This is a genomic window from Serratia sp. root2, assembly GCF_031931805.1.
In the GTDB taxonomy this organism is placed as follows: domain Bacteria; phylum Pseudomonadota; class Gammaproteobacteria; order Enterobacterales; family Enterobacteriaceae; genus Serratia; species Serratia inhibens.
The window spans coordinates 251,815-274,892 of record NZ_JAUJXB010000002.1 but is presented as its reverse complement, the minus strand read 5'-3'; the positions used below and the strand labels follow the sequence as shown (position 1 = coordinate 274,892).

Annotated in this window: 23 protein-coding genes; 19 read left to right on the top strand and 4 right to left on the bottom strand. The window is 58.6% G+C overall.

Annotated elements, in window-relative coordinates; translation table 11 throughout:
* Positions 1 to 203: 203 nt before the first annotated feature.
* On the top strand, positions 204 to 1,133 hold the full coding sequence (locus QZQ97_RS14980) for a LysR family transcriptional regulator (protein ID WP_311994117.1): 930 nt from the start codon (positions 204 to 206) through the stop codon (positions 1,131 to 1,133).
* A gap of 258 nt (positions 1,134 to 1,391) precedes the next feature.
* Here the strand turns inward: QZQ97_RS14980 and QZQ97_RS14975 are convergent, their stop codons facing one another.
* Entirely contained in the window at positions 1,392 to 2,519 is a 1,128-nt protein-coding gene (locus tag QZQ97_RS14975) for an iron-containing alcohol dehydrogenase (RefSeq protein ID WP_311994116.1), read from the bottom strand.
* A gap of 276 nt (positions 2,520 to 2,795) precedes the next feature.
* On the opposite strand from QZQ97_RS14975, the gene QZQ97_RS14970 reads away from it, so the two are divergent.
* The 3 genes from QZQ97_RS14970 to QZQ97_RS14960 all read left to right on the top strand — a co-directional run bounded on the left by QZQ97_RS14970 (position 2,796) and on the right by QZQ97_RS14960 (position 5,346).
* Complete coding sequence (locus QZQ97_RS14970; RefSeq protein WP_311994115.1) at positions 2,796 to 3,557, top strand: response regulator transcription factor; 762 nt, start codon at positions 2,796 to 2,798, stop codon at positions 3,555 to 3,557.
* 100 nt (positions 3,558 to 3,657) lie between these two features.
* Entirely contained in the window at positions 3,658 to 4,959 is a 1,302-nt protein-coding gene (locus QZQ97_RS14965) for an NAD(P)/FAD-dependent oxidoreductase (protein WP_311994114.1), read from the top strand.
* Positions 4,960 to 4,980: 21 nt separating this feature from the next.
* Complete coding sequence (locus QZQ97_RS14960; RefSeq protein WP_241921334.1) at positions 4,981 to 5,346, top strand: cupin domain-containing protein; 366 nt, start codon at positions 4,981 to 4,983, stop codon at positions 5,344 to 5,346.
* A 41-nt stretch (positions 5,347 to 5,387) separates the two neighbouring features.
* Here the strand turns inward: QZQ97_RS14960 and QZQ97_RS14955 are convergent, their stop codons facing one another.
* Together QZQ97_RS14955 and QZQ97_RS14950 are read right to left on the bottom strand one after the other, a co-directional pair.
* Positions 5,388 to 6,194, bottom strand: a complete 807-nt coding sequence (locus QZQ97_RS14955) for an alpha/beta fold hydrolase (RefSeq protein WP_311994113.1) — start codon at positions 6,192 to 6,194, stop codon at positions 5,388 to 5,390.
* A 150-nt stretch (positions 6,195 to 6,344) separates the two neighbouring features.
* Positions 6,345 to 6,992, bottom strand: coding sequence for a response regulator transcription factor (locus QZQ97_RS14950; RefSeq protein WP_311994112.1), 648 nt, complete (start codon positions 6,990 to 6,992; stop codon positions 6,345 to 6,347).
* 492 nt (positions 6,993 to 7,484) lie between these two features.
* Between QZQ97_RS14950 and QZQ97_RS14945 the strand changes: the two genes are divergently transcribed.
* Genes QZQ97_RS14945 through QZQ97_RS14925 form a run of 5 tightly spaced genes read left to right on the top strand, consistent with a single transcriptional unit; the run spans position 7,485 to position 11,916 of the window.
* Positions 7,485 to 8,978 (top strand): APC family permease, encoded by a 1,494-nt coding sequence (locus QZQ97_RS14945; RefSeq protein WP_311994111.1) that lies wholly within the window; start codon positions 7,485 to 7,487, stop codon positions 8,976 to 8,978.
* Positions 8,953 to 9,540 carry a DUF3156 family protein gene (locus QZQ97_RS14940; protein WP_311994110.1) on the top strand — a complete coding sequence of 196 codons (588 nt, stop codon included), beginning with the start codon at positions 8,953 to 8,955 and terminating at the stop codon, positions 9,538 to 9,540. Before QZQ97_RS14945 ends, QZQ97_RS14940 begins: the two co-directional genes overlap by 26 nt.
* Complete coding sequence (locus QZQ97_RS14935) at positions 9,533 to 10,315, top strand: SDR family NAD(P)-dependent oxidoreductase (RefSeq protein ID WP_311994109.1); 783 nt, start codon at positions 9,533 to 9,535, stop codon at positions 10,313 to 10,315. Before QZQ97_RS14940 ends, QZQ97_RS14935 begins: the two co-directional genes overlap by 8 nt.
* Before the next feature lie 10 nt (positions 10,316 to 10,325).
* Positions 10,326 to 11,123 carry a MoaF C-terminal domain-containing protein gene (locus QZQ97_RS14930; protein WP_311994108.1) on the top strand — a complete coding sequence of 266 codons (798 nt, stop codon included), beginning with the start codon at positions 10,326 to 10,328 and terminating at the stop codon, positions 11,121 to 11,123.
* A gap of 4 nt (positions 11,124 to 11,127) precedes the next feature.
* Positions 11,128 to 11,916 carry an SDR family oxidoreductase gene (locus QZQ97_RS14925; RefSeq protein ID WP_311994107.1) on the top strand — a complete coding sequence of 263 codons (789 nt, stop codon included), beginning with the start codon at positions 11,128 to 11,130 and terminating at the stop codon, positions 11,914 to 11,916.
* Between the two features lie 228 nt (positions 11,917 to 12,144).
* Here QZQ97_RS14925 and hpaR read toward each other — a convergent pair whose 3' ends face one another.
* Positions 12,145 to 12,597, bottom strand: coding sequence for a homoprotocatechuate degradation operon regulator HpaR (hpaR, locus tag QZQ97_RS14920; protein WP_311994106.1), 453 nt, complete (start codon positions 12,595 to 12,597; stop codon positions 12,145 to 12,147).
* A 357-nt stretch (positions 12,598 to 12,954) separates the two neighbouring features.
* Here hpaR and QZQ97_RS14915 point away from each other — a divergent pair, with 357 nt between their 5' ends.
* The 10 genes from QZQ97_RS14915 (at position 12,955) to hpaB (ending at position 23,070) form a co-directional block, all read left to right on the top strand.
* Positions 12,955 to 13,587, top strand: a complete 633-nt coding sequence (locus QZQ97_RS14915; RefSeq protein WP_311994105.1) for a fumarylacetoacetate hydrolase family protein — start codon at positions 12,955 to 12,957, stop codon at positions 13,585 to 13,587.
* Positions 13,584 to 14,348 (top strand): fumarylacetoacetate hydrolase family protein, encoded by a 765-nt coding sequence (locus tag QZQ97_RS14910; RefSeq protein WP_311994104.1) that lies wholly within the window; start codon positions 13,584 to 13,586, stop codon positions 14,346 to 14,348. The genes QZQ97_RS14915 and QZQ97_RS14910 overlap by 4 nt, the downstream gene beginning before the upstream one ends.
* Entirely contained in the window at positions 14,345 to 15,799 is a 1,455-nt protein-coding gene (gene hpaE / locus QZQ97_RS14905; protein WP_311994103.1) for a 5-carboxymethyl-2-hydroxymuconate semialdehyde dehydrogenase, read from the top strand. The genes QZQ97_RS14910 and hpaE overlap by 4 nt, the downstream gene beginning before the upstream one ends.
* A gap of 163 nt (positions 15,800 to 15,962) precedes the next feature.
* Complete coding sequence (hpaD, locus tag QZQ97_RS14900) at positions 15,963 to 16,820, top strand: 3,4-dihydroxyphenylacetate 2,3-dioxygenase (protein ID WP_311994102.1); 858 nt, start codon at positions 15,963 to 15,965, stop codon at positions 16,818 to 16,820.
* A 9-nt stretch (positions 16,821 to 16,829) separates the two neighbouring features.
* On the top strand, positions 16,830 to 17,216 hold the full coding sequence (locus tag QZQ97_RS14895; RefSeq protein WP_311994101.1) for a 5-carboxymethyl-2-hydroxymuconate Delta-isomerase: 387 nt from the start codon (positions 16,830 to 16,832) through the stop codon (positions 17,214 to 17,216).
* Positions 17,217 to 17,226: 10 nt separating this feature from the next.
* Positions 17,227 to 18,030 carry a 2-oxo-hept-4-ene-1,7-dioate hydratase gene (gene hpaH, locus QZQ97_RS14890; protein WP_311994100.1) on the top strand — a complete coding sequence of 268 codons (804 nt, stop codon included), beginning with the start codon at positions 17,227 to 17,229 and terminating at the stop codon, positions 18,028 to 18,030.
* A gap of 74 nt (positions 18,031 to 18,104) precedes the next feature.
* Positions 18,105 to 18,899, top strand: a complete 795-nt coding sequence (hpaI, locus tag QZQ97_RS14885; protein WP_311994099.1) for a 4-hydroxy-2-oxoheptanedioate aldolase — start codon at positions 18,105 to 18,107, stop codon at positions 18,897 to 18,899.
* A gap of 11 nt (positions 18,900 to 18,910) precedes the next feature.
* Entirely contained in the window at positions 18,911 to 20,281 is a 1,371-nt protein-coding gene (gene hpaX, locus QZQ97_RS14880) for a 4-hydroxyphenylacetate permease (protein WP_311994098.1), read from the top strand.
* Positions 20,282 to 20,450: 169 nt separating this feature from the next.
* Positions 20,451 to 21,347, top strand: coding sequence for a 4-hydroxyphenylacetate catabolism regulatory protein HpaA (gene hpaA, locus QZQ97_RS14875; protein WP_311994097.1), 897 nt, complete (start codon positions 20,451 to 20,453; stop codon positions 21,345 to 21,347).
* A 160-nt stretch (positions 21,348 to 21,507) separates the two neighbouring features.
* Positions 21,508 to 23,070 carry a 4-hydroxyphenylacetate 3-monooxygenase, oxygenase component gene (gene hpaB, locus QZQ97_RS14870; protein WP_311994096.1) on the top strand — a complete coding sequence of 521 codons (1,563 nt, stop codon included), beginning with the start codon at positions 21,508 to 21,510 and terminating at the stop codon, positions 23,068 to 23,070.
* Positions 23,071 to 23,078: the final 8 nt, after the last annotated feature.

The window sequence follows — 23,078 nt, the reverse complement described above, 5'->3', positions numbered from 1 at the left end:
CATCTTTTAAGTTACAGCGTTGTTATCTGCACTCGCTCACACCAGTTACTTACTGAGTAAGCGCCTGGGGATGAGCGAGCTGGCCGCAACTTGAAAGCTATAGGGTATAAATAAACGTGTTAATGAATTGTTGAGTGAAATTGACTATGTTCCGCTTCTTCACTAATGTGAATAATCATATGTCGAAACTTACTTAAGGTTTTATGCAAGTAAAAAAACGCGCGCTTTTAGGGCAGTTGTCGGATATGGATCTGCGGTTGCTGCGGGTGTTTAAAGCGGTGGTCGACTGCGGAGGAATGAGCGCCGCCGAGCTGGAGCTGAATATCAGCCTGTCGACCATCAGCAAACATATCAAGGATCTGGAGCAAAGGCTGGGGCTGACGCTGTGCCAGCGCGGGCGGGAAGGCTTCGCCGTCACCGACGAAGGGCTGTTGATTTACCAGGAAACCATCAACCTGCTGGCGGCCACCGAGGCTTTTCGCCGTGGGGTGGATGACGTGCATCGACGCATGGGTGGCCAACTGCACGTGGCAATATTTGATCATACGGTCAGTAATCCGCAGGCGCACATCGGCCGGGCAATTGCGTTATTCAGCGAGCGTGCGCCGGACGTGTCTTTGCAAATGTACGTGGAGCCGATAAATACCATTGAGCGTGGCGTTATTGACGGGCAGTTTCAGATTGGCGTTATTCCAATGCACCGCAATGCGGAAAGTTTATCTTATAGTTCTTTATTCAATGAGAGGATGTTCTTATATTGCGGTGCGCAGCATGAGTTATTTTCCGATCATCACGACATGCTGAATTGGGATCTGTTGCACAATTATGCCTTTGCAGGATTGGGTTACCATTCGCCGAATATGGCGTTAAGTTTGCAGCAGCATTTGCAGCGCAAGGCGACGGGTTTTGCTCAGGAGTCGATAGCGACCTTAATCCTCTCCGGCAAGTATGTCGGCTTTCTTCCCGACCACTATGCGGCGTTTTTCGTCGCGCAGAATATGATGCGGGCGATTAAACCGGAGTTGTTCCGCTACCACTGTGAATATTCTTGTGTGGTGCGGCGTTCACCCAGCCCGCAACGGGTGGTGAAGGCATTCCACGAGTGCCTGCTGGCGGCGCATGAGGGAGGATGAACGCTTATTCCTGGCTTTCGACGCCTTGCCAAAAATCGCCTATCAATTGCTCAAAACCGCCGTTACCTGCTGCGTAAAGGCGGTTTATTCGAACAGGCTTTCGGCGCTGTTTGCCTTTAAAACCCGCTTACTGCTTTTTCTTCTTGCCAAAAATCTTTAGCAGCACGCCAACCAGAATGCCAATGGCGATGCCGGTGAAAATCCAGCTGATGATACCCATTTCCGATCTCCCGCTATTGCTTTGATCTCATTATATTATCATTCGACGCGGAATGCGCTTTCGATCATCAGTTGCCGTTGCGCAGCGGTATAGTCGATCAACGAGTTCTTGCTGTTGGATTTCTCCAGCGTCACCGCCAGTTCGTCGCTGGAAATCGGCAGGTCATCCTGCCAGAACGGCGCGATGGCGTTGCGGGTAATGAATTCGATCAGATAGCGTTCCGGGCTGTCCTGCTGATCGGGGAACAGGCGCGCGGCCAGATCGTTCATCAGCGCGCGCTGTTGCGGTTGCTCGCTTTGCGCCAGCAGTTCGAGGAACGGCAATAGCAGGCGGCCGCAGACCTGGCCGTGGTGGTAATCGTGCAACGCGCCAATCTCGCCGGCAATGCCGTGGATCACCCCCAGCCCGGCAGCGCTCAGCGTCAGCCCGCCAAGGTAAGAGGCCTGCATGATGGCTTCACGGGCGCGATCGCTGCGGTTGAGCGCCGGCCAGGCGTCCAGGAAATGGCGGATGCCGGTCAGTGACATCTCGCGCGTCATGGCGCTGGCGGTTTTGGACAGATAGGCTTCGAACAGGTGGGTAAAGGCGTCGATGGCGCAGTAGGCCAGCACCTTGTCCGGTGCACCCTCCAGCAGCTGCGGATCCAGGATGGCGGTATGCGGCACGAAGTTGTTATGGCGCAGCGAGGCTTTCACCTTGCTGAACCGGGTATCGGTGATCACCGCGTTCTGGGTCACTTCACTGCCGGTGCCGGCAGTGGTCGGGATGGCGATCAGCGGCAGGGTAGCGCCGCTGATTTTGGTATCGCCGATCTTTTCCATATAGCGCAGCGTCGGCAATGGGTGCTCCACCAAGGCAGCAAACGCCTTGGCGGCATCCAGTACGCTGCCGCCGCCTATGGCTACCACCCGCAGCGCCTTGCCGCGCCAACGCGCGACCCAGGCGTCGATCTCCTGCGGCGAGGCCTCGTGGCTGACGATTTCGGTGCCGATCAGCAGCGGCCTCAGGGTCTCTGCCAACGAAGCATGCACCGCGCCATTGAGGAATGAGCGGCAGCTGAACAGCAATGTCGGCTGGGGATCGGCGGCCAGTAGTGGGATCAGTTGGCTAATACTGCCGTGGCCGAACCAGGTATGCCGGTTGGCGATCGTCAGGCTGGGGGTCATGTTCTCTCCTTGGCGCGGTAAAACCACAGCATAAGCCAGCATCGGCGGGTGAACCACTGCTTTTCACTGCCGGAAACCCATTCATTAATATATTAACCAGGATCGCGCGCGGCGGATTGCCGTAATCTGGCGAAGCTGTGATTTGTTTAACATGTGAGCAAGCAAAACCTTGCATTTGGCGCTGCTGAGTGCATTTTATAACAAGCGGGCCACGACACCGCCGGTTTTATCCGGAACAAGGTAATTGTTAATTTATTAATGATGGCGAGGGCGGAGATGAATATTCAGGTCGAACGATTATCGGCGGTGATTGACGCGGTAGCGACCCCTCTGTTTTATCCCAGCCTGCTGGCCTGGATGGAAGGCTTCTTCGCCTTCGACAACGCCATTGTTTACGCCTTCGAACGCGGCCATGCGCCGCGTTGCCTGCTCAAAACCGAGCGCGAAAACAGCGATGCGGTCAACCAAATCTACCAGCAGGGCGCTTACCTGCAGGATCCGTTTTATCAGGTGCTGAACGGTGGTGACAGCGGCGAGGTGTTTTCGCTGCGTCAGTTGGCACCATGCGGTTTCTATCACACGGATTATTACCGTAATTTCTACCGTAAAACCGGCTGGCACGACGAAGCCGGCGTGCTGCTGCCACTGACGTCGGAACGCGGGCTGGGGGTATTTTTCGGCTCGGTGCGCCAGACGGTGGGGGTGCGTTATCCGCAATTGGCTGAGTTAAGGGGCGCGTTGACGTTGCTCAAAAGCATCGCGCGTCTGCATGGCGAAGTGGTCGCCGCGCCGGTATTGCCGGATACGGCAGAGAACAGTCCCGCGCAGGTGCGTTATCTGTTGACCCCGCGAGAACGCGAAATTGTCGATCTGATCCTGAGCGGTTGCGGTTCGCAACAGATTGCCGACCGGCTGTTCATCAGCCTGGGGACGGTGAAAAACCACCGCAAGAACATCTACAGCAAGCTGGCTATCGGTTCGCAGGCCGAACTGTTCAGCCTATTGTTGGCCGCGCCGAATCGCCGCATCGCATCATAATGTTAATTTTTTGTAGCAAATGTCCCTAAGGGGACATGGCGGCTTTTCCGGCCGCTCCCGATAATCCGCTGTAGGGCATAGGGTCTTCGGGAGTGCGGCAGTGAACAATAATATCGAATCGTTAACCTACTACGCGGCAACCAAAAAATACGATCTGCGCTTCCCGACGCTGGAAGAAGATCTGGACGTTGACGTAGTGATCATCGGCGGCGGCTTTTCCGGTATCAACACCGCACTGGAGCTGGCGGAACAGGGCATCACCAACATCGCCATTCTGGAAGGGCGCCATCTGGGCTACGGCGGCACCGGGCGCAACGGCGGACAGGTCATGGCCGGCATCGGTCACGATCTGGAAAAAATTAAACGCCACGTCGGCCCATCCGGGCTGGAAACCATCTTCAAAATCAGCAACCTCGGCGCCGGCATTATCCGTGAGCGCATCAAGAAATACGCTATCGACGCCGATTTCTGCTTTGGTTACGGCTACCTTGGCAGCAATGCGCGCCAGGAGAAAACCCTGCGCAGTTGGTTGAAAGAGTTCAAGGCGGTATCGCCGGATGAAGAGATCGAACTTTATACCGGTGCGGAAGTGAAGCAGGTGGTGGGATCCGACGCCTACACCTGCGCATTGAAGCACATGGGCGGCGGCCACGTACACTCGCTCAACCTGCTGTTGGGCGAGGCCAAGGCATTGAGCGGCTACGGCGTGAAAATCTTCGAAAACAGCAGCGTGCTTAACGTCGAGTACGGTTCGCGCATCAAGGTGCGCACCGCCATGGGATCGGTGCGCGCCAACAAGATGCTGTGGGCGTGCAACGGCTTTCTCAACGGCATGGAGCCGTTCATCCATAACAAAACCATTAATACCTACGCTTTCCAGCTGGCGACCGAACCGCTGTCCGAGGCGCTGATCCGGCGCATCAGCCCGATCCGCGGTGCCTACAGCGATATTCGCCCGGTGATCGATTATTACCGGGTCACCAATGAAAACCGCCTGCTGTTCGGCAGCGCCACCCGATTGATCGAATACATCCCGGCGGATCTCAAAGCCTGGAACCGCAACCTGATGCTGAAAGTATTCCCGTACCTGCAGGACGTGAAGATCGATCTGGCCTGGGGCGGGCCGCTGTGCTGCAGCGCCAACTTGTTCCCGCAGATTGGTACTTTGCCGCAGCATGACAACGTGTTCTACGTACAGGGCTATTCCGGCTTTGGCGTGACGCCAAGCCATATCGTCTGCAAGGTGTTGGCGGAGGGCATGAGCGAAGGATCCGATCGTTACGATCTGATGAGTTCGATCCCGCACGCCAACATTTTCGGCAAAGACCGGCTGCGCCGGGTGATGACCACCGCCGGCAAGGCCTGGCACCAGACATCCGGCTACTGGAAAGGCCGTCGTTAATTCTTATCAGAGGAGAAAGACATGAAACCATTACTGCTTAAGCAGCCGCTGCCTGAACTGCTGGAGATTGGCAGCGTCAGCAATCTGGGTGCCAGAGTGATCGCAGGTTCACCGAACGTCGGGGTAGCGACTCTTTTCGGTGAGCCGACCGATAACCTGAACTGCGGCGTTTTCAGCTGTACGCGCGGCATCTTTGTGATGGAGTATCCGTTTGCCGAACACGCCACGGTGTGGGAAGGCACCGCGACGCTGACCGATGAGAACACCGGGAAATCCGTACAGTATCAGGCCGGGGATTCGTGGTTTGTCGAGAAGGGCACGCCGGTGCGCTGGGAAATTACCTCCGATCGCTTTGTAAAACACTATCTCGCCATCGTCGAAGGTTGATCTCAACGTTAGCCCCTCTCCGTCGGGAGAGGGGAAATCCGCTATCCCAGTACCCGCCCAATAAAATCGGTGACCTGCTTCAATATCTGATCTTTGTTGGTCTCGTTAAAACTCTCATGCCGCCCGCCGGGATTGATCATTGCGTCGAAATCGCTGCCCTTCAGCCGATCGATGGCGGTCTGCGATTCGGCCATCAGCACCAGTCGATCGTCATCGCCGTGTATCCACAGCGTAGGCAGCGTGCCGAAACCCGGACCTGCGTTGATTTTTGCCAGGATCTGCTGCATGGCGCGCAACGTCGGGCGTTTGAACGGCCCGTGCCATACCAACGGATCGGCCTGATAGGCTTCGCCAACGGCCGGATCGCGCGACAGAGTGGCGGTATCCAGCGGTTCGTCCGGGATAGCGGGCAGGTCGAGCAAGTCGGAGATCAGGGTTCTTTCGCCGAGCAGCGGGCCGGATAACACCAGTGCGCGGATACCTTCGCGATAACGCTGGGTATAACGGGTGGCGATCATGCCGCCCATCGAATGACCGATGACGACCAGCGGCACGCCTGGATGTAGCTGCTGAAAATGCTCTACTACGCGGCGAACGTCGTCGACTACGGCGTCGTAATCCTCAATCAATACGCGCTCGCCCTGTGACAGCCCATGGCCGAGATGGTCGGGGCCAAACACGCGTGCGCCCTGTGCCTCCAGCGTGCGCGCCACGTACTGATAACGGCCAAGATGCTCGCCGTAACCGTGTACCAGCAGCGCCAGAAAGCGCGGCCGATCATGGTTCCAGTCATGCACCGCAATATCGCCATGGCCACCTTTGATAAAGCTAATCTTTTGTTCAGACATAGTATTTTCTCATCGGCAAGATAACGGAAACCCTATTCAGCGTAGCGGCAAAGCGGGAATGGCGTAGGGGCACAATGTGCGGTGGTCCAGAGGGGAACTACATGTCGAAGCGTCGCGTCCGCACAGCCATAAGCAATCGCTATGGGTTAATTAACCGAGGGCAATAAAGCTGCTGGCCACCAATTCGGTGCGGTTCACTACCTCGGTTTTGGCAAAGATATTGCGCATATGGGTTTTCACCGTCGAAAGCGAAATGCCCAGCTTCAGGGCGATGCGTTTATTGCTGGCCCCCTCGCGCACCATATTGACGATCTCCTGCTCCTTGGCGGTCAGCAACTGGGCTTCGCCGCCGGGCAGCAGATCACGTGTCGCCAGTTCTATCAGCGGCAATACCGCGCGCAGGCGGCCGCGCTCCACCTCGGTAAACGGCGTATCGCGGATCAAAGATACGCCGGCGATAATGCGTTTACGCTGGCGGATAAAAATCTCCGTCATATCGAGCATGTTATTAGGCAGCATAAAATCATGATAATAGTGGCGGTTATTGGCGATAGCCGCCGGGCTCATGCCGACCATGCTGATATCCTGCTGGTGGAAATTGGCGGGTTTAAGCGGATCAATCTGTTGAAAATGGGTCAGATACTGCTGATGCGTTTTATCGGAAATGCCGTGCAGAATATAGTGTTCTGGCCGCAGATCTTGATTGACCAGGTAAAACACCCCGGCGGAGACCGGGATCAGATGCGCAATGGTGGTCAGACAGCTGTTGATAAAGGCATCGGATGATGTGTTGTACATGATTCATTTCCCTCCTTTACCCTGCGATCTTGGATAATGCGTCGTTCAATATATGAACGATGTCAGCATAGTTGCAGCAATTCAGCAACACAATAAGAACATATTAACAACGTGAGCCTGATTGCAATAAAATACATAAATAACAAAGCAGCGATTGAGCGTGGGGTGATCGATTTTCGGTCTGACGTCACTATTTCGTTAATATATTAATAAAATCGCTGTTTTCTTCTCGCTGAATTTACAGTGATTTCCCCGTCAGTGCGGCCGCGCTGGGCATAGATTCCTTCTTCGTCCCTCCCAAATATACCCGCATCGAGATCAAACCATAACGGCTGGCCGGGCTAAAAAGATAAGAGGAAAAAGCTATGGTTCGGCCTCGTCCTTAAGGACGATAGCCAGCATTTTCCTTTCCTCTCTATAGTGAGATCACCGCCAACAGCGGCGTAAACCTGCAAATGCAACACCAGGGCAAAACTATAAGAGGAACTACCCATGAACCTGTCGTCGCGGCTTCACGCCCACCTTGAGCGGGGCAAGGTCGGATTTCCCACTACGCTGGCCAGCTCGGTCGGGGTGATTATGGCCAGTCCGGTGATCCTCACCGTGACCAGCGGTTTCGGTATTGGCGGCGACACCTTCGCGCTGGCGATGCTGATTGCCTTTATCATGATGCAAGCCCAACTCACCACCTTCTCGGAGGCGGCGGCGATGCTGCCGACCTCCGGCTCGGTGTATGACTATATCGCCTGCGGCATGGGCCGCTTTTTTGCCATTACCGGCGCGCTGTCGGCCTATCTGATCGTGCATATCTTTGCCGGCACCGCCGAAACCATTCTCTCCGGCATCATGGCGCTGGTGAATTTCGAGCACCTCAACACGCTGATGGAAACCCACAACGCCTCCTGGATGATTGGCGTCGGGTTGGTGATCCTGTTCGGCCTGCTCAATGCGTTTGGCATCGAGGCGTTCGGCAAGGCGGAGATCGTGCTGACTTTCGCCATGTGGAGCACACTGGTGATCTTCGGTATCGCCGGGCTGCTGTCGCCGCATGCGGTGCCGCTGGAAGGTTGGTTCGGCAGCACGCTGAGCCTGGGCGATCCCTTTGCGGTGTTCAGTCTGATCGGCATGGCGATGTTTATGTTTGTCGGCTGTGAACTGGTGACGCCGATGGCGCCGGAGATCAAAGGTTCCGCCCGCGTGATCCCGCGTGCAATGTCGCTGGGGCTGTGCGGCGTGGCGGTCTGCATGGCGCTTTACGGCGCCGCGCTCAGTCATCAGGTGGAAAATGTGGTGGTGGATGCCGCCAACGGCGTTCATCTGCTGGATACGCCGATGGCGATTCCTGCCTTTGCCGGGCAGGTTATGGGCGAGTTCGGCAAATACTGGCTGGGCATCGGGCTGCTGCTGGCCGGGGCGGCAACCATTAACACGTTGATGGCGGCGGTACCACGCATTCTGTACGGCATGGCGCTGGACGGCGCGCTGCCGCGCATCTTCGCTTATCTGCATCCGCGTTTTAAAACCCCGGTGGTGGGCATTCTGGTGGCGGTGCTGATCCCCTGCGTACACGCCTTCGTCATACAGGGCAATCTCGAGCGCATTATTCCCCTGGTGCTGGCGGCGGTGTGCGCCTGGGGCGTGGCTTATCTGTTGGTGACTTGTTCAGTGGTGATCCTGCGTATCCGGCGGCCGGATCTGCCGCGCGCCTACAGATCGCCGTGGTTCCCGCTGCCGCAAATCGTCTCCAGCGTCGGCATTGTGCTGGCGATTATCTACATCACTCCGCCAGGCATGAACCCGCGTGACGTCTATATCCCCTTCAGCATCATGATCGGTATGACCGCCGCCTATGCACTGTTCTGGACGCTGTGCGTGCAGAAGGTCAACCCGTTCAAACCGGTGCCGGTCGAGCAGGTGCTGGAAACCGCCTTCGCCAAAACGGAAAACGAGGAGGCGCACTTTGATCGGCTTACTTCCCTCTCTTAACCGCGTGTGGCGGCGACAGCCTGCAGGTTATCAGCCGGGTGTGACGCTCACTCGATTGGCGCAAAATCTGCAGCCCTACGCCTGCGAACGTCTGGCGTCGTGCCAACTGCGCCTGACGCTGCCGCAGGGGCCGGTGATTGAGGTCAGCGAACGGGTTAGCTCGCTGTTTATGGCGCATATCGTCAGCCACCGCTTCCGCTTGCAGGGAACAAGCACGTTGGCGGAGCCGCTGGCGCTGCGCATGACTGCCGGTGGTTGGTTGCGGCGCAAGGGCGTGGTTTATCGCGCCACCCGGAACAATGCCACGGCGCAGCGGGTGATCGGCGCTTTGCAGCGTTACCCGCAGATTGGCCAGACGCTGGAGCAGCTCGATTTTCGCAGCATCCAACTGAACGTGGCCGACGGCTGCTGGCGGCTGGATATCGAACATTTTGCCGCGTCTGAAGTGGTCAGCCGGTTGCCGGCCGGCCGTCGCTACCTGCGGCTGGAGCCGGAACAGCGGCGGTTACTGCTAAGCAGCCTGCTGATGATCGGCCAACTGATGGAGAAACTGGATGAATAGAGTGGTGGTGATCACCGGCGGCGGCACCGGCGTGGGGGCCGCCTGTGCCCGGCTGCTGGCCGCCCAGGGCGACAGGGTGTTTATCATCGGCCGCCGCCGCGAGCCGCTGGCGGCGCTGGCGGCGGCAATCGGTGCCGTGGCGTTGATGGGCGATGCGTCGAGCGGCGAAAGTTGGAACAGCATCCTGCTGCCGGCCATTTTGCAGCAGGCCGGGCGCATCGATTGCCTGATTGGCTGCGCCGGCGGCATGGGGGTTGGGCGCATTACCGACATGAGCGACGCGCAGTGGCAAGGCGCGCTGGACAGCAATCTCAACAGCGCTTTCGCCAGCGCGCGCGCCTGCCTGCCGGAGTTGGTGAAAACCGGTGGCAACCTGCTGTTTGTCGCTTCTATCGCCTCACTGGCTGCCGGGCCGGAGGTATGCGGCTACGTCACTGCCAAACATGCGTTGATCGGGCTGATGCGTTCCATCGCCCGCGATTATGGCCCGCTCGGGGTACGCGCCAATGCGGTGTGCCCCGGTTGGGTGACTACGCCGATGGCGGACGAGGAGATGCAGCCGCTGATGGACGCCCATCAGATCTCGCTGGAGCAGGCTTATCAACGGGTGTGCCGCGACGTGCCGCTGCGTCGGCCGGCCAGCGCGGAAGAGATCGCCGGCATCTGCCGTTTTCTCTGTTCGGCCGAGGCGTCAATCATTACCGGCGCGGCACTGGTGGCCGATGGCGGCTCTACCATCGTCGACGTGCCGACGTTGGCTTTTACTTCCCTTTAAGGAGAATCAGATGAGTTCAGAAGCGGTATTTATTCAGGTTGGCGCACTGGCGGCAGGCTTTGCGCCGCACAGCAATACGCTGGAACGGCAACCCGGGCTGAGCGGCAGCACGCTGACATTGCATTTTGCCGATGGCGAAACGTTGAAGTGCCATTTTACCGATGACCAAACGCTGAACTGGGGTGCGCGCGAGGGTATCGCTTATCGTGCCACCAGCATTCGCTCCGGCATTTTGTTTATCGATTTTCTCGATCCTTCACAAGACAACGCCAGTATTACGCTGGTGTGCGATCGCAATCAGGGCAATTTTACCCTGGTGTACGGCCAATTGCCGGACGAGCAGCAAACCCGGCTGGATGCGTTCAGCCGCGTTGAGCAAGGGTTGCCGCTCACGGCGGTCAACGCCGAGTTCCGCTTCGGTACGCTGGATAATACGGCCGCCGCGCTGCCGCATTTCACCGACGAACTGATCGGCATGCGCAATATGTACACCTACAGCCCGACCGAGCGTTACGAGCACATCTACCTTAACGACAATTTCTATGCGTGGCAGTGTCTGGACGGCGTGGAGAAAGGGTTGGCGGACGTCGATCGTTGCCACTACGTGAAAGTCGCCGAGCAGTTGTACCTGTTTGTGTGGCGCGAGAAGATCGTGCCGACGCTGGGCGTGGTGATGATCGATCTGCAGGCGATGCGTACCGACGGCAAGATCCTCGGCTATCAGGGCAGCGACTTCAGCGCGCTGAGCAATTTTGCGGTGGGCGCTCATGCGCAGGTGCTGAACACTACCCGCCATCCAAGGGGATAAGCCGATGAACGCAACCTATGCGGCCGATGCTTTCAGCGGCCAGGTGGTGTTGGTGACCGGCGGCGCTCAGGGCATCGGGCTGGCGATTGTCGAGGCTTTTGCCCGCCTGGGTGCGACGGTGGTGATGGCCGATCTGCAACTGAGCAAGGCGCAGGACGCGGCGGACACTTTGCAGCGGCAAGGCTGGCGGGTGCAGGCCATGGCCTGCGATATGGCCGATGCGGCGCAGATTGCCGAACGGGTCGCGGCGGTGGGGGAGCAGCATCAGCGGCTGGACGTGGTTGTCCACAATGCGGCCTACTTCCCGCTGACGCCGTTTGCCGACATTGACGCCGCGCTGTTGCAACGCACGCTGAGCGTTAATCTGATGGCACCGTTCTTTCTGGCGCAGGCGGCGCTGCCGTGGATGCGCCGCCAGGGTGGCAGCATGCTGGTGACCTCGTCGGTGACCGGGCCGCGGGTGGCTTATCCGGGGCTGGCACACTACGCCGCTTCAAAGGCGGGCGTGAACGGGTTTATTCGCGCGGCGGCGCTGGAGTTGGCACCGGCGGGCATTCGGGTTAACGGCGTGGAGCCGGGGATGATCCGTACGCCGGCAATGGCCAATCTGGGCGGCGCGGCAGTCAATCAGGCGATTGCCGCCGCGGTGCCGCTCGGGCGGCTGGGGGAGCCGGAAGACATCGCTGCGGCGATGGTGTTTCTCGCCTCGCCGGCGGCGGCCTATATCACCGGCCAGACGCTGGTGGTGGACGGCGGCGCACTGCTGCCGGAAGCGAATTCTCTTCTTACTTGACGCTGCAGCGTTGTTGGCTGCAGGCGCGCACCCCAGTCACTTACTTGAGTAAGCTCCTGGGGATTTACGCCTTGGCCGCCTAGCTGCAACGCCAATTAATTTGAGAATTCCGGTGATTGAATCATGGGAGGGCAGCGCACTGCTGCCGGAGGCAAATTATCTTCTTACTTGACGCTGCAGCGTTGTTGGCTGCAACGCCCGTTCATTTGAGGATGCCGATTCATTGAATCATTTCTTGGTGGGATGGGCGGTTACGTTGGCAGGCAGTTTGTCGCCCAGGGTGATCAGCTCGTCCAGCAACGTCATCAGTTGATCCATCTTCTGCTGCGAAAACGCGGCTTCAATCTCGCGGTAACCTTGTTCCACCTGATGGCGTGCCACGTCGTACAACTCCTGGCCCGGCTGGGTCAGCGAAACGTACAGCTTGCGCTGATCGTTAACCGGCTTCAGGCGGAAGATCAGCTTATCGCGTTCCATGCGCGACAAAATACCGGTCAGGCTGGGGCGCAGGATGCAGGTTTCCGCCGCCAACTCGTGGAATTCAATCGAACGGTTGTTGGCCAGCACGCGGATGATGCGCCACTGCTGTTCTGTCAGATTGTGGCTTTTCAGGATCGGGCGGAAAAAACCCATGGCGGTTTCACGCGCCTGCAGCAGGGCAATGGTTAAGGATTCATGCATAGGTTTGGCCTTTACTATCAAGGTGTTCGGTATGTCGGCCCTTATCGTAGGGGCTCAGCATGCTGAGCCCACGAGCGCAATAGAGTACGCCCCTACAAAGCCTGATTTGTTAATAACTTAATAATAGCCAGTTTTACCCCAACGTATAAAGCGAAAAAGCGGCTGGCGGGTAAAAATACGCCAAAAAATGATTAACACTTTGAATAATATCGCTAATTATCCTGAGTTGTGAATATTTTGTTATCAGGATCACAAATCAATCCAACCGCGTTGCGTAAACCTTAAACAGCGTATAAAACTAATCGTTAATATATTAATGAATGCCGGTTGTCATGTTCTGTCACAAGAGGAGTTTGCATGAAAGGCACCGTATTTTCCGTCGCGTTGAACCACCGCAGCCAGATTGACGCCTGGGATCAGGCGTTCCATGAGCCGCCCTATAACACCCCGCCCAAGACCCCGGTGTGGTTTATCAAACCGCGCAATACCCACCTTGCCAACGGCGGGGCGATCCCGTTCCCGGCCGGTGAGAAGGTGCAGAGCGGCGCTACGCTGGCGGTAGTGATCGGCGATACCGTTCGTAAGGTGCCGGCCGAGCGGGTGGCGGATTATCTGGCGGGCTATGCGCTGGCCAACGACGTCAGCCTGCCGGAAAGCAGCTTTTACCGCCCGGCGATCAAGGCGAAGTGCCGCGACGGTTTTTGCCCGCTGGGGGAGATCGGCCAGCTGTCAGCAACCGGCAAGCTTGAGATCGTCACCGAAATCAACGGGGTGGAGCAGGATCGCTGGTCGACGGCCGATCTGGTGCGCTCGGTGCCTGAACTGATCGCCGCCATCAGCGATTTTATTACCCTGCAACCGGGCGACGCGGTGCTGATTGGCACCCCGCATCAGCGGGTAGAGATCAAACCCGGGGATGAAGTGACGGTGCGCGCCGCCGGTCTGCCCACTCTGACCAACCGCGTGACGCAGGCAGGAGAATTATCATGAGACACGCCCGTATTCGCCATCATGGCCAGATTGTTAACGCCCGTGTGGATGACCAGCTGCGCGTTACCCTGCCGGACGGCACGGTGTTGCAGGAACGGGACGCCGAGTGGCTGCCGCCGGCGCAGGGCACGGTGTTTGCCCTGGGCCTCAACTACGCCGACCATGCCAGCGAGCTGGAATTCAAGGCGCCGGAAGAACCGCTGGTGTTCCTGAAAGCGCCGAACACCCTGACCGGCCACCGCCAGGTGTCGGTACGCCCGGCCGGTGTGGAATATATGCACTACGAAGCCGAACTGGTGGCGGTGATCGGTAAAACCGCCCGCAACGTCAGCCGCGAACAGGCGATGGACTATGTGGCGGGTTACACACTGTGCAACGACTACGCCATCCGCGACTATCTGGAAAACTACTATCGCCCGAACCTGCGGGTGAAAAGCCGCGACACCCTGACACCAATTGGGCCGTACATCGTCGATCGTGATGACATTGCCGATCCGCACCGCCTGGCGCTCAGCACCTACGTCAACGGCGAGCTGCGCCAGCGCGGCAGCACCGCCGACATGATTTTCGATATCCCGTTCCTGATCGCTTACCTGAGCGAATTCATGACGCTGCAACCGGGCGACATGATTGCCACCGGCACGCCGAAAGGGCTGGCCGACGTGCAGCCGGGCGACGAGGTGGTGGTGGAAATCGAGGGTATCGGCCGTCTGGTTAACCACATCATCAGTGAAAAAGATTACGAGGAGAGCTTGCGATGAAAACCATTAACCATTGGATCAACGGCAAGAACGTCGCCAGCAAAGAGTATTTCACCACCAGCAACCCGGCTAACGGCGAGGTGCTGGCGGAGGTGGCGTCCGGCGGGCAACTGGAGATCGACCAGGCGGTGGCCGCCGCCAAAGCGGCGTTCCCGAAATGGGCCAATACGCCGATGAAAGAGCGCGCACGCCTGATGCGTCGCCTGGGCGAGCTGATTGACGAGAACGTGCCGCAAATCGCCGAAATGGAAACCGCCGATACCGGCCTGCCGATCCACCAAACCAAAAACGTGCTGATCCCGCGAGCCTCGCACAACTTCGAGTTCTTCGCCGAAATCTGCCAGCAGATGAACGGCCGCACCTACCCGGTGGACGACAAGATGCTCAACTACACGCTGATCCAGCCGGTTGGCGTGTGCGCGCTGGTGTCGCCGTGGAACGTGCCCTTTATGACCGCCACCTGGAAAACCGCGCCTTGTCTGGCGCTGGGCAACACTGCGGTGCTGAAAATGTCCGAGCTGTCGCCGTTGACCGCTGATCGTCTGGGCGAGTTGGCGCTGGAAGCCGGCATCCCGGCCGGGGTGCTCAACGTGGTGCAGGGCTACGGCGCTACCGCCGGCGACGCGCTGGTGCGCCATAAAGACGTGCGCGCCGTGTCGTTCACCGGCGGTACCGCCACCGGCCGCCGTATTATCGAGAGCGCCGGGTTGAAGAAATTTTCCATGGAGCTGGGCGGAAAATCGCCGGTGCTGATTTTTGAGGATGCGGATATCGAACGCGCGCTGGATGCCGCGCTGTTCACCATCTTCTCGATCAACGGCGAACGCTGCACTGCCGGTTCGCGCATTTTCATTCAGGAAAGTATCTACCCGGAATTCGTCAAACGTTTCGCCGAACGCGCCAACCGCCTGCGCGTGGGCGATCCGCAGGATCCCAACACCCAGGTGGGGGCGTTGATCAGCCCGCAGCACTGGGAAAAAGTCTCCGGCTATATCCGCCTGGGAGTGGAGGAGGGGGCAACCTTGCTGGCCGGCGGCCCGGAAAAACCGGCCGGGCTGAGCCACGGCAACTTCTTGCGCCCGACGGTGCTGGCGGACGTCGACAACCGGATGCGCATCGCGCAGGAGGAGATCTTCGGGCCGGTGGCCTGCCTGCTGCCGTTCAAATCGGAAGAAGACGGCTTGCGTATGGCCAACGACGTCGAGTATGGCCTGGCGTCATATATCTGGACGCAGGATGTGAGCAAGGTCCTGCGCCTGGCCCGCAATATTGAAGCGGGCATGGTTTTCGTCAACACCCAAAACGTACGCGATCTGCGTCAGCCGTTCGGTGGCGTGAAATCCTCCGGCACCGGCCGTGAAGGCGGGGAATACAGCTTTGAAGTGTTCGCCGAGATGAAGAACGTCTGTATTTCCATGGGTGATCATCCCATCCCGCGCTGGGGCGTTTGAATCAGCGCCATGTTTTAAAACTGAAAATATCCCCAAAATCATTGGCGTTGCATCAAGGCGACCAGAGCGGGAATCCCCAGGAGCTTACTTAAGTAAGTGACTGGGGTGAGCGCTTGCAGTCAACACAGATGCAGCTTCAAGGATGAAGGGGATAGGAGGATGTATGGGCAAGTTAGCTCTGGCCGCCAAGATTACGCATGTTCCGTCGATGTATCTGTCGGAAATGCCTGGCAAAAACTTCGGTTGCCGCCAGGCGGCGATCGACGGTCATAAAGAGATCGGTGCGCGCTGCCGCGAAATGGGCGTCGACACCATCATCGTGTTCGATACCCACTGGCTGGTGAACAGCGCCTATCACATCAATTGCAGCGCGCATTTCTCCGGCCTGTATACCAGCAACGAGCTGCCGCATTTTATTCGCGACATGACCTACGACTACGACGGCAACCCGGAACTGGGCCAGATGATCGCCGACGAAGCCTGCAAACTGGGGGTGCGTGCCAAGGCGCATGACATCCCGAGCCTGAAGCTGGAATACGGCACGCTGGTCCCGATGCGCTACATGAACGGCGACAAGCATTTCAAGGTGGTGTCGATCTCGGCATTTTGTACGGTGCACGACTTTGCCGACAGCCGTCGGCTGGGCGAGGCGATCAAAACCGCCATCGAGAAATACGACGGCACCGTAGCGGTGCTGGCCAGCGGTTCGCTGTCGCACCGCTTTATCGACGATCAGCGCGCCGAAGAGGGCATGAACAGCTATACCCGCCAGTTTGACCAGCAGATGGACGAACGGGTCGTCAAGCTGTGGGAGGAAGGGCGGTTCCGCGAATTTTGCGAAATGCTGCCGGAGTACGCCGACTACTGCTACGGCGAAGGCAACATGCACGACACCGTGATGCTGCTTGGCCTGCTGGGTTGGGATAAGTATGACGGCAAGGTGGAGTTCGTCACCCCGCTGTTCGCCAGTTCCGGCACCGGGCAGGTCAACGCCGTGTTCCCGCTGCCGACCGAAGCCTGAGGAGCATCCATGCCCCATTTTTACGCTGAATGTACCGACAACCTCCGTCGTGAGGCGGATTTGCCCGCGCTGTTCGCCAAAGTCAATCAGGCGCTGGCGGATACCGGCATCTTCCCGCTGGCCGGGATACGCAGCCGCGCCATCTGGCTGGACACCTGGCAAATGGCCGACGGCAAGCAGGATTACGCCTTCGTGCACATGACGTTGAAAATCGGCCACGGCCGCAGCCTGGAGAGCCGTGAACAGGTAGGGGAAATGCTGTTTGCGCTGATTAAGCAACACTTTGCCGCGTTGATGGCCAGCCGCTATCTGGCGCTGTCCTTCACCCTTGAAGAGCTGGATCCGGTGCTGAACTACAAGCAAAACAATGTCCATGCGCTATTTCGCAAAGAGTAAGGGGCCGTAAATGTTGGATAAAGAGCTGATTAGCCGTGCCGTGCAGCGCTTGCACCAGGCGGAACAGAGCCGCGAACAGATCCGCGCGCTGTCGCTGGATCACCCCGAGATCACCCTTGAGGACGCTTATGCCATTCAGCGGCAGTGGGTGGCGCTGAAGATCGCCGAAGGCCGCACGTTGAAGGGCCATAAGATCGGCCTGACCTCGCGCGCCATGCAGGTCAGCTCGCAGATCACCGAACCGGATTTCGGCGCGCTGCTGGACGACATGTTCTTCAACGACGGCAGCGACATCCCGATCGATCGTTTTATCGTGCCGCGCGTCGAGGTGGAGCTGGCGTTCGTGTTGGCCAAACCGCTGCGCGGGCCGAACTGCACGCTGTTCGACGTATACAACGCCACCGATTACATCATTCCGGCGCTGGAGATCATCGATGCGCGCAGCCATAACGTCGATCCGCAGACTCAGAGGCCGCGCAAGGTGTTCGACACCATTTCCGATAATGCCGCTAACGCCGGGGTGGTGATGGGCGGGCGGCCGATCAAACCGGACGCGCTGGACCTGCGTTGGATCAGTGCGTTGTTGTATCGCAACGGGGTAATCGAAGAGTCCGGCGTGGCGGCGGCGGTGCTCAACCACCCGGCCAACGGCGTCGCCTGGTTGGCCAACAAACTGTTCCCTTATGACGTAGAGCTGGAGGCCGGCCAGGTGATCCTCGGCGGTTCCTTTACCCGGCCGGTGCCCGCGCGGCGCGGCGACACTTTTCACGTTGATTATGGCCCGATGGGCTGCATCAGCTGCCGGTTCGTTTAACAGGCAGGTTCGGCAGGCCGAGCTTCAAGGGGCTGGGGCGCTGCACACTGTGCCCGTTTACCACGGAGAAAGAGATGTTAACCAATTCTTTTAAGAAGGCATTGCAGGAAAAACGCCCGCAGATTGGCCTGTGGTTGGGTCTGTGCAGCGGCTACAGCGCGGAGCTGTTGGCCGGTGCCGGCTTCGACTGGTTGCTGATCGACGGCGAACACGCGCCCAACAACGTGCAGACGGTGCTGGGCCAGTTGCAGGCGATAGCGCCTTACCCCAGTCACCCGGTGGTGCGCCCGCCGTGGAACGATGCGGTGATCATCAAACAGTTGCTGGACGTCGGTGCGCAAACCCTGTTGATCCCGATGATTCAGAATGCCGAACAAGCGCGCGAGGCGGTGCGAGCCACCCGCTATCCGCCGCACGGCGTACGTGGCGTCGGCAGTGCGCTGGCGCGGGCTTCGCGCTGGAATCGGGTACCGGATTATCTGCTGCAGGCCGATGCGCAGATGTGCGTGCTGGTGCAGATCGAAACCCGCGAGGCGGTGAAAAATCTGGACGCTATCCTGCAGGTGGAAGGCGTCGACGGGGTGTTTATCGGCCCGGCGGATCTGAGCGCCGACATGGGTTTTGCCGGCAACCCGAAGCACCCGGAAGTGCAACGCACCATTGACGACGCCATCGCGCGTATCAGTGCGGCCGGCAAAGCGCCGGGCATCCTGATGGCCGATCCGCAACTGGCGCAGCGTTATCTGGCGTCCGGCGCGCTGTTTGTCGCCGTTGGGGTGGACACCACTCTGCTGGCGCGTGCGGCGGAATCGCTGGCGAGCGACTTCAAGCAGGGTAGACCGGAAGCGCGATCCCCGAGCGTTTATTAATCGGAGCAATCATGAACCACGTCGATTCGCTGCCGCCGGTCAACCCGGCGCAGCAACATAAAGCGTTAACCGCAGCCGAGCAATCGGTGATTAAAAAGCTATTTCGGCGACTGATTATTTTCCTGTTTGTGCTGTTTGTTTTCTCTTTCCTCGACCGCATCAACATCGGTTTCGCCGGGCTGACGATGGGCAAGGATCTCGGCCTCAGTTCGACCATGTTTGGCCTGGCGGCGACGCTGTTTTACGTCACCTATGTGATCTTCGGCATTCCCAGCAATATCATGCTCGGGATCGTCGGCGCGCGGCGCTGGATCGCGACTATCATGGTGCTGTGGGGCATCGCTTCGACCTGCACGTTGTTCGCCACCGGCCCGACCAGCCTGTACGTGCTGCGCATGATCGTCGGCATCACCGAAGCCGGTTTCCTGCCCGGCATTCTGGTGTATCTCACCTATTGGTTCCCGGCGTTTTACCGCGCCCGCGCCAACGCGCTGTTTATGATAGCCATGCCGGTGACGATGGCTATCGGTTCCCTGGTATCGGGCTACATTCTGGCGCTGGACGGGGTGATGAACCTCAAGGGCTGGCAATGGCTGTTCCTGCTGGAAGGCATTCCTTCGGTGTTGCTGGGCGTGGTGGTGTGGTTCTATCTCGACGATACGCCGGCCAAGGCCAAATGGCTGACCGACGAAGAGAAAGCCAGCCTGAAGGCGATGATGGACGCCGACAAGCTGCAACTGGTGCAACCCAACGGGCCGCGCAGCAATCGGGCGATGCAGCAGCGCAGCCTGTGGCGTGAGGTGTTCACCCCGATCGTACTGATGTACACGCTGGCCTATTTTTGCCTGACCAATACCCTGAGCGCCATCAACATCTGGACGCCGCAGATCTTGCAGAGCTTCAATCAAGGCAGCAGCAATATCGTGATCGGCATTCTGGCGGCGATCCCGCAGATCTGCACCATCGCCGGCATGGTGTGGTGGAGCAAACGATCGGATCGTCTGCAGGAGCGCAAGCGGCATACCGCGCTGCCGTACCTGTTTGCCGCCGCCGGTTGGTTGCTGGCTTCCGCCACCGATCACAGCCTGATCCAACTGCTTGGGATCGTCATGGCTTCGGTGGGTTCCTTCACGGCGATGGCGATCTTCTGGACCACGCCGGATCAATCCATCAGTCTGGAAGCGCGCGCGATAGGGATCGCAGTGATCAACGCCACCGGCAATATAGGATCGGCGGTCAGCCCGCTGTTGATCGGTTGGTTTAAGGATCTTACCGGCAGTTTTAATGCCGGGCTGTATTTCGTGGCGGCGCTGTTGGTCATAGGGGCGTTGATCGTCTGGCGCATTCCGATGCAAGGCTCGCGTCCGCGGGCCACGCCATAAACCTGATATTAGGCTATTTTACTTGCCATTTTTGCCTGGGGCAGTGCTCGGAACCCTTACGTACTGCGTGTACGCTCGGGTTCCTGTGCGCTGTCCATGGCCAAACTGCCTGCGACAATGACGCCTGATAAAAGGCTTATCACTGATCTCATCGCTGAGGGAGGATGATGTGCAGAAAAGTACCGGTTTTATCGCCAATATCGACATCTGCAAAGAATACGATGCGCGCTACGCCGCCGATGAGGTGCACTACGAAACCTTTGCCGGTCTGGCGGCGTTTTTTGGCCGCGACATGCAGGTGCACTGGCATGACCGTTTCTTCCAGGTGCATTTTCTGGAGACCGGCAAGATTGAATTGCAGCTGGACAGCCAGCACTATTCGGTGCAGGCGCCGCTGTTTATCCTGACGCCGCCCTCGGTACCGCATGCGTTCTTCACCGAGCCGGTCAGTGACGGCCACGTGCTGACGGTACGCCAGGAGCTGATTTGGCCGCTGCTGGAACGGCTGTACCCCGGCAGCAATCTGGCGCTCGATATGCCGGGCATCTGTCTGTCGATGGCGGACGCCCCACAGGAGTTGACGGCGCTGAGCCATTACTGGGCATTGATCCGCCGTGAATTCGGCCAGCAGCTGGCCGGCCGCGAGCAGACGCTGGCGCTGTTGGCGCAGGCGGTGTTTACCCTGCTGCTGCGCAATGCCGCGTTGGAGGATACCGCCACCGGCGGGGTGCGCGGCGAGCTGAAATTGTTCCAGCGTTTCAACAAAATGGTGGATGAACGCTTCCGCGATCATCTGTCGGTACCGGACTACGCGCAGGCGCTGGGGGTGACCGAATCACGGCTGAACGACCTGTGTCGCCGCTTCGCCAACCAACCCCCCAAACGGCTGATCTTCGACAGGCTGCTGCGCGAAGCCAAGCGTATGCTGCTGTTCAGCGCCTGTACCGTGCATGAGACCGCTTACAGCCTCGGGTTCAAGGACCCGGCCTACTTCGCCCGTTTTTTCAATCGCCTGGAAGGCTGCTCGCCTTCGACCTACCGCGCCGCACAACATCCCCTTTCGTAACCTGGATCACAATTCGCCGCGATGGCGGCCAATTTGCCTGAAAAGTACCGGCGATTGCCGCAAAAGTCTCTTCTCGAAATCGGCGTTGGGGGCTTCAATTAAGCAACCAAAGGAAAACATTTTTTTAACAAAGAACGCATCCATTGCCGAGGATCACCCGATGAAACCAGAAGACTTTCGTGCCGACAGCAAACGCCCGTTCACCGGCGCCGAATACCTGAAAAGCCTGCAGGACGGCCGCGAAATCTATATCTACGGCGAGCGGGTGAAGGATGTCACCACCCACCCGGCGTTCCGCAATGCGGCGGCTTCGGTCGGCCAACTGTACGACTCGCTGCACGATCCGGTCAGCCAGGATCGCCTGTGCTGGAATACCGACACCGGCAACGGCGGCTACACCCACAAGTTCTTCCGCTACGCCCGCAGCCCGGAAGAAATGCGTCAGCAGCGTGACGCCATCGCCGACTGGTCGCGCCAGACCTACGGCTGGATGGGGCGCACCCCGGACTACAAGGCAGCCTTCGGCTGCGCGCTGGGCGCTTATCCGGAGTTTTACGGCCAGTTCGCCGATAACGCCCGCCACTGGTACAAGCGCATTCAGGAAACCGGCCTGTACTTTAACCACGCTATCGTCAATCCGCCGATTGACCGCCACAAGCCGGTCAACGAGGTGAAAGACGTTTACATCCAGGTGGAGAAAGAGACCGACGCCGGCATTATCGTCAGCGGCGCCAAGGTGGTAGCGACCAACTCGGCGTTGACCCACTACAACTTTATCGGCTTCGGCTCCGCTCAGGTGATGGGCGATAACCCGGACTTTGCGCTGATGTTTGTGGCGCCGATGGAGGCCGAAGGGGTGAAACTTATTTCCCGCGCCTCCTATGAGCTGGTGGCCGGCGCGACCGGATCGCCGTTCGATTACCCGCTCTCAAGCCGCTTTGACGAGAACGATGCGATCCTGATTATGGATCACGTGCTGATCCCCTGGGAAAACGTGCTGATCTACCGCGATTTCGATCGCTGCCGTCGCTGGAGCACCCAGGGCGGTTTCGCCCGGCTGTTTCCGCTGCAGGCCTGCGTGCGTTTGGCGGTGAAGATGGACTTTATCACCGCGCTGCTGCAAAAGAGCCTGTCTTGTACCGGCGTGCTGGAGTTCCGCGGCGTGCAGGCCGATCTTGGCGAAGTGGTAGCCTGGCGCAACCTGTTCTGGTCGCTGAGCGATGCGATGTGCGCGGAGTCCACAAAATGGGAAAACGGTGCCTATCTGCCGGATTCCGCCGCGTTGCAGACCTACCGCGTGATGGCACCGATGGCCTACACCAAGGTGAAGCACATTATCGAGAAGAACGTTACCAGCGGGCTGATTTATCTGCCGTCCAGCGTGCGCGACATGAACAACCCGGAGATCGACAAATACCTGGCTCGCTACGTGCGCGGATCCGATGGAATGGATCATGTTGAGCGCATCAAGATCCTCAAGCTGATGTGGGATGCGATCGGCAGCGAGTTCGGCGGCCGTCATGAGCTGTATGAGATCAACTATGCCGGCAGTCAGGATGAGATCCGCCTGCAGTGTCTGCGCCACGCGCAAGGATCCGGCACCATGGATCAGATGATGCAGATGGTCGACAAGTGCCTGTCCGATTACGATCAGCACGGCTGGAAAGTGCCGCACCTGCATAACAATGGCGATATTAATCAGCTGGATAATCTGCTGAAGTAATTCAGGAG